The following is a 13,264-nucleotide window of genomic DNA, read 5'->3' as shown; positions in this document are numbered from 1 at the left end:
GCTTTCCCCCCGCCCCCTCCACCACCTCGCCGAGACGCACCGCCGGGTCCTGACCGCCGCTCAGCTGCGCGCGCACGGAGTGTCGGCCGCCGAGACGGCCGAGCGGTGCCGCGGCGGCGGTCCCTGGCAGCAGATCCTGCCGGGCGTGTATCTGCTCCACCCGGGCCCACCGACCAGCGAGGAGCGGTTGCAGGCGGTGCTGATGTACGCGGCACGCGCACCGCTTCCCCGGCCGGCGCCCGGGGTGCCCGTGCAGCCCACCGCCCGGGTCCCGCACCGCCCGGCACCCGTCGATGCGATGATCACCGGGCTGGCGGCCCTGACCCTGCACGGCTTCTCCTCCTCCCCCGCCCTGACGTCCCTGAAGAAGATCGACGTCCTGGTGGAGCGCGTCCGCCGGCTGCGCTCGACGGGCTGCGCCCGGATCGTCCGCACGGCCGTCCTGCCCGCGGCGGACATGGTCACCGGGCTGCCGGTGGCCCCGGTGCCGCGCGCCCTGGCGGACGCGGTGGCCGGGCTGTCGGACGCGGGCACGGTACGGCGGCTGCTGACCGAGGCGGTGCGCGGCGGCTACTGCGAACCGGCGGCGATCGTGCGGGAGCTGACCGGTGCGCGGCTTCTGAACCGGCCGCACGTGGTGGACGCGGTGGACCTGCTGCTGGCCGAGGGACGGGCCCTCGCGGAGGACCGGCTGTACCGGATGGTCCGCGAGTACGGCCTGCCCGATCCGGTCTGGAACGTGGACCTGCGTCTGCCGGGCGGACCCCATCTGGGCAGCCTGGACGCCTACTGGCCCGAGCAGGCGGTCGCGGTGGAGCTGGACACCCGCGCCTCCCGGCAGGACGAGGACGCCCGGTGGGCGGAGGGCGCCCGCAAGCGCGAGCACCTGGAGCGCCTGGGCATCACGGTCGTCCACATCACGCCCCGGAAGCTGCGCGACGCGATGGAGCAGCAGGCGGAGGTGGTGCGCACGGCCCTGCTGGCCGCCGCCGACCGCGATCCGGCGGCATATGTCGTGGTGCTGCCCCGGTAGGGGGCCGGACGCACCACCGCAGGAGGGGAGCGGAGGGACCGCCGGACGTCGCGGCCGGTGGTCCCTCCGCGTGCGTACGGGTGCGGGACGGGGCGTCAGCCGCCGCAGAACTCCGCCTGGACGACCGCGTTGCCGTCGCCCGACCAGTCGCCGTTGAAGTTGAACGCCAGGGAGTGCCGGCCGTCCTCCGTCGTGACGGCGGCGGTCCCGGACCCGGTGGTGTTGCCGCTGTGGCCCCAGACGGTCACACCGCAGCTCAGTGTCACCCTCATCAGGCCGAGGCCGTAGTCCCGGCCGGGGCCCACGGGCACCGTGGTGGTCATCTCGGCCAGCTGCTTCGAAGGAAGCAGCCGGCCCCTGAGCAGGGCGCGGTAGAAGCGGTTCAGATCCCTGGAGTTGGAGATCATCTCGCCCGCGCCGAAGGCACGGGACGGGTTGAAGTACGTGACGTCGTGGGCGGGTTCCGTCGCCACCGGCCCCAGTTTGGCGTAGGCGCGGCTGCTGGGCCGGGGCAGAAGGGCCCGGGTGCCGGGGACCGAGGTGCCGGTCAGGTGCAGGGGCTCGATGATCCGCCGGCGGATCTCCTCTCCGTAGGGACGGCCGGTGGCCTTCTCGATCACCAGGGCGGCCAGGACGTAGTTGGTGTTGGAGTACGCCCACTTCCCCGGGGTGCCGGGCTCGAAGTACGGCTCGTGGGCCAGGGCGATCCGCACCAGTTCCTCCGGGGTCCGGGTGGCGTAGCGGTGCGCGAGGAAGCCCTCCTTGGTGGAGTACGTCCGCCGGTAGTCCTCGTCGTCCGTGTAGTTGAAGACGCCGCTGGTGTGGTTCAGCAGCTGTCTCAGGGTGATCCGGGTGCCGTCGTGGCCGTTGCCGGTCACCAGGCCGGGCAGCCAGGTGTCGACGGTGTCGTCCAGGGACAGCCTGCCCTCCGCCTCCAGTTGCAGCACCACCGTCGCCACGAAGGTCTTGGTGAGGCTGCCGATCCGGTAGTGGTCGTGCGGGGAGCGCTTCCGCCCCGTGCGCAGGTCGCCCGCTCCGGCGGTCGCCGACCAGGTGCCCCGCGCATCCCGCGCCGTCGCCGTCACCCCGGGCACACCGGCGTCGACCGCGGCCTGCATCGCCCGGCGGGTCGCCCGGTGGTCGCCGGCGCCGTCCGCCGCGGCCGCGGGCACCAAAGGCGCCGCCGCGGCGGGGACCGCGAGGGCCACGGAGAGAACGGCCCCCGTCACCGCAGTCGTCACCGCCGTCACCGCCGTCCGTATGCGCACGTGTGTGCCTCCCTTGCCCCTCGGGTGTGATGGCAGAAGGAAAGACTTCACACGGGCCACCGGAGTTCCTCCGGTCACGGCGGTCGACCGGTTTCCGCCCTTTTCCGGCGGCATTTCCCGGCGACCTGCCGGCCGTGTTTCCCGGCGACGGCTCCGCCTCGTGGTCCTGCGGGCCGCCGGCCGGGTCCGTCCGGTGCCCGGGACGGTGCGGGGCGGCGGGACCGGCCCGGGAGCGCGGCGGCCTTCTCGCCGCCGTGGCGCCGCTCGCCGGGCGGGGGCGCCTCAGGGACGGTCCACCCGTCCCGCCGCCGGACGCTCGCGCCACAGGCGCAGCCCCGCGTCGACCACACCGACCCGGGGCAGTGCGGGGACCGCCTCCAGGGGGTGCCAGGCCGCGCGGTCCGTGGAGCCGCCCGTCTCGTCGCGCAGTTCGCCGCCGGTGACCCGGGCCTCGTAGAGGATGCGCAGACCGTGGAAGTCGGCGTGGGTGCCCAGACGGCGCGGATAGGTGCGGCGGACGGAGTCCACGCCCAGGAGGGCGACCGGTTCGATGGTGTAGCCGGTCTCCTCCTCGACCTCCCGGACCACGGTGTCGTAGGGGTCCTCGCCGTGCTCCATGCCGCCGCCGGGCAGGGTCCAGCGACGGGCGCCGTCGGCGGCCACCCAGCGGGCCATCAGCAGCCGTCCGTCCCTGACGCATACGGCGTAGGCCGCCACCCTCAACTCCTTGTGCATGGAGGGACGTTACGGCGTACTCCGGAGAACAGAGGAGCAACGCCGCACAAAGAGGCCCGGTTTGAGTGATTATCTTCCGGATGACGCGTGGCGGAAGTACGCCATGGCTTCATCCCGTCACGGTCAGCTCTCGTCAAACAACTTTCCCCTGGGTAAAGCTGAGCGCTCGTCCGGCCTGGACTTCCGGACGCCGCGACCCGAATCCGGTCGTGCACTCACCTGGTTCCTTTACCTGCAAGGAATACCGATGACCTCCGATCCCCAGCGCGCACCGCTCGGCGGTGCCAGACGCCTGGCCCGCATCGTCACGGCGGCCGGCGTGGTGGCCGCGCTCTCCATGGCGGGGCCGATACCCCTGGCCGTCGCTCTGGACGGCCCGACCCCCACCGACCCGACCGTCAAGGAGACGGACGACAAACTCGGTTCGGCCGACGCCGAACTGCTCGCCGAGGCCAAGGCCGAGGGCGCCAAGCACGTCACCATGATGATCGCCACCACGCCCGGGCAGACCGCGCAGGTCGCCAAGCAGCTGGACGCGGTCAAGGGCGGCGCCGTGGGCCTCACCTACGACAAGCTCGGCTATGTGCGCGCCACCGTGCCGACGAGCAAGGCGGACTCGGCGATCGCCGCCGCCGCGAAGCTGTCCTCGGTGCGGGCCATCGACCTCAAGCAGGACATCCCGATCGACGACCCGAGGCCGGACGCGGGATCCGCCCGGGGCGCCAAGGGCCACAAGGGCGGCGGCAAGGGCACCTACCCGGCTCCGGACAAGCACACGCCCGCCGTGAACCCGTACAACCCGTCCTTCGAGACGGGGGCCGTCGACTTCGTGAAGAAGAACCCGAAGGCGGACGGCCGGGGCATCACCATCGGCATCCTCGACACCGGTGTGGATCTCGCCCACCCGGCGCTGCAGAAGACCACCACCGGCGAGCGCAAGATCGTCGACTGGGTGACCGCGACGGACCCGATCGTCGACGGCGACCGGACCTGGCGCCCGATGACGGACTCCGTCTCCGGGCCCTCCTTCACCTACGCCGGCAAGACCTGGAAGGCCCCGGCGGGCTCGTACCGCATCAGCACGTTCGCGGAGTCGTACACCACCGGCGGCGACGCGAACGGGGACGTGAACCGCGACGGCGACACCACCGACGTCTGGGGCGTGCTGTACGACCCGGCGGCCGGCACGGTCCGGGTGGACCTGAACAACAACCACGACTTCACCGACGACACGCCGATGAAGCCGTACAAGGACGGCTTCCAGATCGGCTACTTCGGCACCGACGACCCGAAGACGGACGTCGCCGAGCGGCAGCCGTTCGTCGTGGAGATCCGCAAGGACGTGCCGATGGACCCCCTGGGGGGCTCCTGGGTCGGCAAGAAGGCCGACTTCGTCAACATCGGCCTGATCGAGTCCTCGCACGGCACGCACGTCGCCGGCATCACCGCCGCCCACGGCCTGTTCGGCGGCAAGATGAACGGCGCCGCCCCGGGCGCGAAGATCGTCTCCTCCCGGGCCTGCAACTGGAACGGCGGCTGCACCAGCGTCGCGCTCACCGAGGGCATGATCGACCTCGTCGTCAACCGCGGCGTGGACATCGTCAACATGTCCATCGGCGGCCTGCCCGCGCTCAACGACGGCAACAACGCCCGCGCGGAGCTGTACACGCGGCTCATCGACACCTACGGCGTGCAGCTCGTGATCTCGGCGGGCAACAGCGGCCCGGGCCTGAACACCATCGGCGACCCCAGCCTCGCCGACAAGGTCGTCTCGGTCGGCGCGTCCGTCTCCAAGGAGACCTGGGCGGCCAACTACGGCTCCGTGGTGAGCAGGAAGTACGCCATGATGCCGTTCTCCTCGCGCGGCCCGCGTGAGGACGGTGGCTTCACGCCGACCCTCTCGGCGCCGGGCGCGGCCATCAACACCACGCAGACCTGGATGCCCGGCGGCCCGGTCGCCGAGGCGGGCTACTCCCTCCCGGCCGGCTACTCGATGCTCCAGGGCACCTCGATGGCGTCCCCGCAGGCGGCCGGCGCCGCCGCGCTGCTGCTGTCGGCGGCGAAGCAGAAGCGCCTCGACCTTCCCCCGGCGAAGCTGCGCACCGCGCTGACCTCGACCGCCAAGCACATCCAGGGCGAGCAGCCGCACAGTGAGGGCGCGGGCCTGATCGACGTCGTCAAGGCCTGGAAGTCGATCCAGCGCGGCGCCACCGCGCACACCTACGAGGTCAAGGCCCCGGTCGACACCTCGCTGTCCTGGGCGCTGAAGACGCCGGGCTTCGGCACCGGCCTGTACGACCGCGAGGGCGGCCTGAAGAAGGGCCAGAAGAAGACCTACGAGGTCCAGATCACCCGCACCACGGGCCCGGCCGGCTCCGTCACCCACCACCTGGGCCTGAAGAACGACGACGGCACCTTCCGGATCCTCGGCCCGCACACGGTCTCGCTGCCGCTGAACAAGCCGGTGACGGTGAGGATCGAGGCCCGTCCCCGCGCCGCCGGTGTGCACAGCGCGATCCTCGAGGTGAACGACCGCCGCACCGAGGGCGTGGACCGGCAGATCATGCTGACGGTCGTGGTCGCCTCGGACCTCGCCAAGCCGTCCTGGACCCACACGGTGTCCGGTGTCGTGCAGCGCAACAGCACCCAGTCGTACTTCGTGACGGTCCCGGAGGGCGCGAAGACCCTCGAGGTGGCGATGAGCGGACTGAAGGCCGGCAGCCAGACCCGCTTCATCGCGATCCACCCCTACGGCACCCCGGTGGACCCGACCTCGACCCCGAACTGCTACCCGAACTACGACAACCCGGCCAACACCTGCCGCCCGGACGTGCGGTCGTACAGCGACCCGACGCCGGGAGTCTGGGAGATCGAGGTCGAGTCGCGCCGTACGTCGCCGCTGCTCGACAACCCGTTCAAGCTGACCGTGGCCGTGTACGGCCTGGACTTCAGCCCCGCGGTGCAGACGGTCGAGGAGGCCAGGGCCGGTGTGCCGGCTCCGGTGTCCTGGACGCTGACGAACAGGCTCGCCGGGCTGGACGCCAGGCTGAAGGGCGGCTCCCTCGGCTCGTCGAAGTCGGACCGTCCCACCATCGCCGACGGTGACACGCACACCACGACCGTCGTCGTGCCGGAGGGCGCCGAGCGGCTGGACGTCGCCATCGGCAACGTCTCGGACGCCGGGGCCGACCTGGACCTGTACGTCTTCGACTCCGCCGGCCAGCGGATCGCCTACTCGGCGGCGGGCGGTTCGGAGGAGTCCGTCTCCATCGCCGACCCCGCCCCGGGCACGTACACCATCGAGATCGACGCCTACTCGGTGCCGGCCGGTTCCACGGCCTACGACTACCGGGACGTGTACTACTCGGCGGCGCTCGGCTCGGTGAAGGTCGACGAGTCGACGGTGCACCCGCTCGCCCCGAACGGCACGGCGCGGATCTCCGCGGAGGTCGTCGCCCATGAGCCGGCTCCCGAGGGCCGCGAGTTCTTCGGCGAGGTCCGGGTGCTCAACGCCCGGGGCACCGTCGCGGGCATCGGCAGCGTGAAGATCGGCAAGGTCGTTCCGTAAGACCGCCGGGCCGTGACCGCAGGGCCGCGGCCGTCACGCTCCTTCCGCACATGGCAGGGGGCGGGTGTCCGTACGGGCACCCGCCCCCTTCGCTTCCGGGCGGCGCACACCGAAGGCCCGGGGAGACGTACATCACATCCGTGTGCCGCCCGGTCATGGGGCGAAGTCCGGCGGGCAGACGCCCGGCAGCACGGCTTGCGGCGGAAGACCCCTCCCGGCCGATTTTCTGCAGTCCGGCGCCGGGGGGAGCGACAAGACCGCAGGTCCGCCCCGGGTGCGCCCGTTCCCGTCCCCGGATCCGCGGGGCGGAGGGCGGGCCAAAGAACGGGACAAAGAATTGGACAGAGAGGCCGGGGCGGACCGCATGATGGAGGGGTCGCGGCCGAGCCGTACGCACGCACAGCACATGGCAGCACACGCAAAGGAGTCACTGTGAGGATCGGAATCGTCGGAGCCACCGGTCAGGTCGGCACGGTCATGCGCAGGATCCTCACGGAACGCGACTTCCCCGTGACCGAGCTGCGCCTGTTCGCCTCGGCCCGCTCGGCCGGCAAGGTCCTGGACGGGGTGACCGTGGAGGACGCGGCCACCGCGGACTACACCGGCCTGGACATCGTCCTGTTCTCGGCGGGCGGCGCGACCTCGAAGGCGCTGGCCGAGAAGGTCGCCTCGCAGGGCGCCGTGGTGATCGACAACTCCTCGGCCTGGCGCAGGGACCCGGACGTGCCGCTGGTGGTGGCCGAGGTGAACCCGCACGCGCTCGCCCACCGTCCCAAGGGCATCATCGCCAACCCGAACTGCACCACGATGGCCGCGATGCCGGTCCTCAAGCCGCTGCACCGGGAGGCGGGCCTGGAGGCACTGGTCGTCGCCTCCTACCAGGCGGTGTCCGGCTCGGGTCTCGCGGGCGTCGCCGAGCTGCACGGCCAGGCGCAGAAGGTGATCGCCGACGCCGACAAGCTCACCCACGACGGCGGGGCCGTCGACTTCCCCGAACCGTCCGTGTACAAGCGCACCATCGCCTTCAATGTGCTGCCCTTCGCCGGGAACCTCGTCGACGACGGTCTGAACGAGACCGACGAGGAGCAGAAGCTGCGCCACGAGTCCCGCAAGATCCTGGAGATCCCGGACCTGAAGGTCTCCGGCACCTGTGTGCGCGTCCCCGTGTTCACCGGTCACTCCCTGCAGGTCAACGCCCGGTTCGCGCGTCCGATCAGCCCCGAGCGCGCCGTGGAGCTGCTGAAGGACGCCCCCGGGGTCGAGCTGTCGGACATCCCGACCCCGCTGCAGGCGGCCGGCAAGGACCCCTCGTACGTCGGCCGCATCCGCCGCGACGAGACGGTGGAGAACGGTCTCGCCCTGTTCATCTCCAACGACAACCTCCGCAAGGGCGCGGCGCTGAACACCGTGCAGATCGCGGAGCTGGTGGCGGCGGAGCTGAAGGGCTGAGCGCCTGCCCGCAAGGCAAGACGAGGGCCGAGCGCCCTCCGGCCGCGCGGAGGAAGCGGGCGCCGCTCGACGGCTCGACGGCCCGGACGTGGACCTGTGCCACGGCCGGGCCGTCGCACGCTTTCCACGGGTTCCACGGGCCGCTCCCGCCGAAGCCGCCCGGCCGGCTCCCCGCCGAGGACGCGGCCGCCGGCGGAGCGACGGCGCGGAAGGCACGGGACGCGGTGCGCGTCGGTGCACGACAGATCGTCCCCGCCCGGACCCGGCACGCCGGAAGTTCGTCGCCCGGACCGGCCCTCACGTGGAAGGATGGCGCAATCCCCAGATGACGAGGAGATGACCGCGTGCCTGGCACAAATCTGACTCGCGAAGAGGCGCAGCAGCGGGCGAAGCTGCTCACCGTCGACTCGTACGAGATCGAGCTCGACCTCTCCGGCGCGCAGGAGGGGGGCGTCTACCGGTCCGTGACCACGGTGCGCTTCGACGTCGCCGAGGACAACGCCTCCTCCTTCATCGACCTGGTGGCCCCGGCCGTCCACGAGGTGACCCTCAACGGCGACGCCCTGGACCCGGCCGAGGTCTTCCGGGACTCCCGGATCGCACTGCCGGGGCTGCCGCGGGGCCGCAACGTCCTGCGGGTCGTCGCGGACTGCGCGTACACCAACACCGGCGAGGGCCTGCACCGCTTCGTCGACCCCGTCGACGACCAGGTCTACCTGTACACCCAGTTCGAGGTCCCGGACGCCCGCCGGGTCTTCGCCTCCTTCGAGCAGCCGGACCTGAAGGCCACCTTCCAGTTCACGGTCAAGGCGCCCGAGGGCTGGACGGTCGTGTCCAACTCGCCGACCCCCGAGCCCCGGGACAACGTCTGGGTGTTCGAGCCGACGCCGCGCATCTCGACCTATGTCACGGCGCTGATCGCCGGGCCGTACCACAGCGTGCACAGCGTGTACGAGAGGGACGGGCAGTCGATCCCGCTCGGCATCTACTGCCGGCCCTCGCTCGCCGAGTTCCTCGACGCGGACGCGATCTTCGAGGTGACCCGGCAGGGCTTCGACTGGTTCCAGGAGAAGTTCGACCACCCCTACCCGTTCAAGAAGTACGACCAGCTGTTCGTGCCCGAGTTCAACGCGGGCGCGATGGAGAACGCGGGCGCGGTGACCATCCGCGACCAGTACGTCTTCCGTTCCAAGGTGACCGACGCGGCGTACGAGGTGCGCGCGGAGACCATCCTGCACGAGCTGGCCCACATGTGGTTCGGCGACCTGGTCACCATGGAGTGGTGGAACGACCTGTGGCTGAACGAGTCGTTCGCCACGTACACCTCCATCGCCTGCCAGGCCGACGCGCCCGGCTCGCGGTGGCCGCACGCGTGGACCACGTTCGCCAACTCGATGAAGACCTGGGCGTACCGGCAGGACCAGCTGCCCTCCACCCACCCGATCATGGCGGACATCCGCGACCTGGAGGACGTGCTCGTCAACTTCGACGGCATCACCTACGCCAAGGGGGCCAGCGTCCTCAAGCAGCTGGTGGCGTACGTCGGCCAGGACGCGTTCTTCCGGGGCGTGCAGGCGTACTTCAGGCGGCACGCGTACGGCAACACGCGCCTGTCCGACCTGCTCACCGCGCTGGAGGAGACCTCCGGGCGCGATCTGCGGACCTGGTCGAAGAAGTGGCTGGAGACGGCCGGGATCAACGTCCTGCGTCCGCAGATCGAGACGGACGCGGACGGGGTGATCACCTCCTTCGCGGTCCGCCAGGAGGCCCCCGCCCTGCCCGCCGGTGCCAAGGGCGAGGCGATCCTGCGTCCGCACCGGATCGCGATCGGCCTGTACGACCTGGACGAGGCGAGCGGCAGGCTGGTGCGTGCCGCGGACGGCCGGATCGAGCTGGACGTGGACGGCGAGCTGACCGCCGTGCCGCAGCTGACCGGCCGGCGCCGTCCGGCGGTGGTCCTGCTCAACGACGACGACCTGTCGTACGCCAAGGTGCGTCTGGACGAGGAGTCGCTCGCCGTCGTCACCGAGCACCTGGGCGACTTCGCGTCCTCGCTGCCGCGCGCCCTGTGCTGGGCCGCGGCCTGGGACATGACCCGGGACGCGGAGCTGGCCACCCGCGACTATCTGTCGCTGGTGCTGTCCGGGATCGGCAAGGAGTCCGACATCGGTGTGGTGCAGTCGCTGCACCGCCAGGTGAAGCTGGCCGTCGACCTGTACGCCGACCCGGCCGGCCGCGAGGCCCTGCTCACCCGCTGGACGGACGCCACGCTGGCCCATCTGCGCACGGCGGAGGCGGGCAGCGACCACCAGCTGGCGTGGACCCGCGCCTTCGCGGCGACCGCGCGCACCCCGGAGCAGCTGGACCTGCTGGAGTCCCTGCTGGACGGCTCGCACACGATCGAGGGCCTGACCGTGGACACGGAGCTGCGCTGGGCGTTCGTGAAGCGGCTGGCGGCCGTGGGCCGGTTCGGCGAGGCCGAGATCGCCGGCGAGTACGAGCGGGACCGGACCGCGGCCGGTGAGCGGCACGCGGCCACCGCGCGGGCCGCCCGTCCGACGCCGGAGGCCAAGGCGGAGGCCTGGGCGTCGGTCGTCGAGTCCGACAAGCTGCCGAACGCCGTCCAGGAGGCGGTCATCGAGGGCTTCGTCCAGACCGACCAGCGCGAGCTGCTCGCGCCGTACGCCGACCGGTACTTCGAGGTGGTCAAGGGCATCTGGGAGTCGCGCTCGCACGAGATGGCCCAGCAGATCGCCGTCGGTCTCTACCCGTCGATCCAGGTGTCCGAGGACACCCTGCGCAAGACCGACCAGTGGCTGGCCTCGGCCGAGCCGAACGCCGCCCTGCACCGGCTGGTGTCGGAGTCCCGGGCGGGTGTCGAACGCGCCCTGAAGGCCCAGGCGGCGGACGCCGCGGCGGCGGCCCGGGCCTGATGTCCGTGCGGTGAGCCGAAGGGGGCGCCCGGTGCCGGACCGGGCGCCCCTCGGCATGTGCGGCGCCGGGCGTCCGGGCGCGCCGGGCCGGTGGTTCGCGGTCCGCCTCAGCCCACGTGGGCGGTGAGCGCCGCCTCGATCGCGGCCTCGCCGGCCGTGTCCGCCGCCCAGGCGATGTACCCGTCGGGGCGGACCAGGACGGCCGTACGGCGTCCGCTCGCCCAGCGCTCCGCGGTCAGCCGGCCGTCCCGGTCCCGGCCGACCGGGTGCGTGTGCGGGGCGATCAGCACGAACCGGCCGCCGCGCAGGGCCTCGTGGAGCCGGCCGCCGCCGGCGAGGGCGACGTCCGGGGCACGGGCGCCGACCAGGGGATGGGCGCCCCAGGGGGCGGCGTACCGGTAGCCGATGCCGGTGACCTGCCCGATCACCCTGCGGCGGAGAGGGCCGACCGTGTCGAGAAGGGTGACCAGCACGGCGCGCAGGGCCAGGGTCCAGGGGCGGTGGGCCATGGCGAGCCGGAGGACGCCGCCGCTGCTGCGCAGCACGGTCCTGCCGACGGGGTGGCGTTCGGCCTGGTAGGTGTCGAGCAGCGTCTCGGGCGCGTGCCCGTGGACGACCTGGGCGAGCTTCCAGCTCAGATTGGCCGCGTCCTGCAGACCGGTGTTCATGCCCTGACCGCCGGCCGGGCTGTGCACATGGGCGGCGTCGCCGGCGAGGAAAACCCGGCCGACGCGGTAGGCGGGCACCTGGCGCTCGTCGCTGTGGAAGCGGGACGTCCAGCGGGCGTCGTGCATGCCGTAGTCGCGGCCGAGGGCGAGCCGGGCGATCTCCTTCACCTCGTCGAGGTCGACGGGCGCGTCCTCGGGCACCGCGGTGTCGCGGCGCCAGACGATGGCGCGGTAGTAGCCGTCGCCGAAGGGTGCGAGAAAGGCGAAGGCGTCGCCGACGGCGTTGACGGTCAGCAGGGTGTCGGGCGGCTCGGCGAGGCGCACGTCGGCGAGGACCACGGAACGGATCACCGGGCGTCCCGGGAACGGCAGCCCGACCGCCTCGCGCACGGCACTGCGCACCCCGTCCGCGCCGACGACGTACGCCGCGCGCAGCTCCCGCGGCCGGCCGTCGGGTGCGCGGACCCGGACCGTCACCCCGTCCGCGTCCTGGGTCAGGCCGGTCACCTCGGTCTCGTACCGGAAGTCCACTCCGGCCTCGGCCGCACGCCGCTCCAGGGCCTTCTCCACCTCGTACTGCGGCAGGACGAGCACATGGCGGAAGCGGGAGGGCAGGGTGGCGAGGTCGACGGAGAGCCGGCCGAAGAGCTGGAGCCGGACCAGGCGCCGGCCGACGGCCTCCAGACCGTCGGCGAGACCGCGGGCGTCGAGCTGCTCGAGGCTGCGGGCGTGCAGGGCGAAGGCACGGGAGAGGTTGCTGATCCGGTGCGGCCGCTTCTCGACGAGGGTGACGGGGACACCGGCGACGGCGAGGTCGCCCGCCAGGAGCAGCCCGGTGGGACCGGCGCCGACGACGAGGACGGACGGGGAGTCGGTGCCGGGGGTGCGGTGTGCGGTGGTACCGGTCATGGGCGCCTCCTGGTACCACCCTCGGCCGGTCGGCGCCCGCGGGCAACGGCGCGCGCCCGCGGTCCGGCGTCGTCCGGGCTGCACCGCACCGTGGCCGGTGCGCGTCCCCGGAACACGCCCAGGGCGCCCACCTCGCCCACGTACGGCAGTGCGGCGCTGCCGCGGTCCTGCGCGCTACGTGGTCGGGGTCGGCGCCCTCGGTGTGCGTGTGGTCAGGCCTTGGCCTTGACGTCCACGTTCCCGCTCGTGTCCTGGCCCTTCTTGTCGGACTTGGCCAGGACCATGACCAGCCCCGTGATGACCAGGAACAGGACGATCGGAAGAGCGACGAAGAGACCCAGCGTCTCGGCGATGCTCAGACCCGGGCCGGGGTCGTCGCCGTCGTCGGGGATCAGCGCGAGCGCAGGAGACGTCATGAGCAGCATCATCAGCGTCGTACCGGCGGCCAGGGTGCCGGCGCGCAGGGCGTTCTTCTTGTCCACAGTGCAAACGTAGCGAATGCCCGGGCACGGTGTGCGCCCGGGGTGCCGAATGAGATCCCGTGGTGTCCTTCCCGCCCGCCGGCCCCTCTTCCGGCCTCGCCTTCAGCCTTCCTCTTCCCGTGTCCTCCGCGTCCCCTTCCGGGTCTGCTGCCCCTCCCGGCCGGCGGGAGAACCGGGACGGAGGAGGCCCGCGGGGAAGCCGGCCGGGAGGGGCAGCAG

General features: G+C 72.3%; 8 protein-coding genes. 4 read left to right on the top strand and 4 right to left on the bottom strand.

Going from position 1 to position 13,264, the window contains the following annotated elements:
- Window positions 1-1,033 (top strand): hypothetical protein (locus CCN35_RS24780; protein WP_086794400.1); only part of this gene is annotated, 1,033 nt, incomplete at its 5' end.
- Between the two features lie 95 nt (window positions 1,034-1,128).
- Here the strand turns inward: CCN35_RS24780 and CCN35_RS24775 are convergent.
- Window positions 1,129-2,295 carry a serine hydrolase domain-containing protein gene (locus tag CCN35_RS24775; protein WP_236561251.1) on the bottom strand — a complete coding sequence of 389 codons (1,167 nt, stop codon included), beginning with the start codon at window positions 2,293-2,295 and terminating at the stop codon, window positions 1,129-1,131.
- 288 nt (window positions 2,296-2,583) lie between these two features.
- Window positions 2,584-3,036: an NUDIX hydrolase gene (locus CCN35_RS24770; RefSeq protein ID WP_067398968.1), complete on the bottom strand. Its 453-nt coding sequence runs from the start codon at window positions 3,034-3,036 to the stop codon at window positions 2,584-2,586.
- Between the two features lie 247 nt (window positions 3,037-3,283).
- On the opposite strand from CCN35_RS24770, the gene CCN35_RS24765 reads away from it, so the two are divergent.
- The 3 genes from CCN35_RS24765 (at window position 3,284) to pepN (ending at window position 10,986) form a co-directional block, all read left to right on the top strand.
- Entirely contained in the window at window positions 3,284-6,604 is a 3,321-nt protein-coding gene (locus CCN35_RS24765) for a S8 family serine peptidase (RefSeq protein WP_067398970.1), read from the top strand.
- 432 nt (window positions 6,605-7,036) lie between these two features.
- Window positions 7,037-8,053 (top strand): aspartate-semialdehyde dehydrogenase, encoded by a 1,017-nt coding sequence (locus CCN35_RS24760; RefSeq protein ID WP_067398973.1) that lies wholly within the window; start codon window positions 7,037-7,039, stop codon window positions 8,051-8,053.
- Window positions 8,054-8,397: 344 nt separating this feature from the next.
- Window positions 8,398-10,986: an aminopeptidase N gene (gene pepN, locus CCN35_RS24755; RefSeq protein ID WP_086794399.1), complete on the top strand. Its 2,589-nt coding sequence runs from the start codon at window positions 8,398-8,400 to the stop codon at window positions 10,984-10,986.
- Window positions 10,987-11,093: 107 nt separating this feature from the next.
- Here pepN and CCN35_RS24750 read toward each other — a convergent pair whose 3' ends face one another.
- Both CCN35_RS24750 and CCN35_RS24745 read right to left on the bottom strand, forming a co-directional pair.
- Complete coding sequence (locus tag CCN35_RS24750; RefSeq protein WP_086794398.1) at window positions 11,094-12,563, bottom strand: FAD-dependent monooxygenase; 1,470 nt, start codon at window positions 12,561-12,563, stop codon at window positions 11,094-11,096.
- Window positions 12,564-12,775: 212 nt separating this feature from the next.
- Window positions 12,776-13,045, bottom strand: a complete 270-nt coding sequence (locus CCN35_RS24745; protein ID WP_067398978.1) for a hypothetical protein — start codon at window positions 13,043-13,045, stop codon at window positions 12,776-12,778.
- Window positions 13,046-13,264 lie beyond the last annotated feature (219 nt).

The sequence above is a fragment of the Streptomyces thermovulgaris genome (assembly GCF_002155915.1).
In the GTDB taxonomy this organism is placed as follows: Bacteria; Actinomycetota; Actinomycetes; order Streptomycetales; family Streptomycetaceae; genus Streptomyces; species Streptomyces thermovulgaris.
This window is presented reverse-complemented; position numbering and strand designations above follow the sequence as displayed.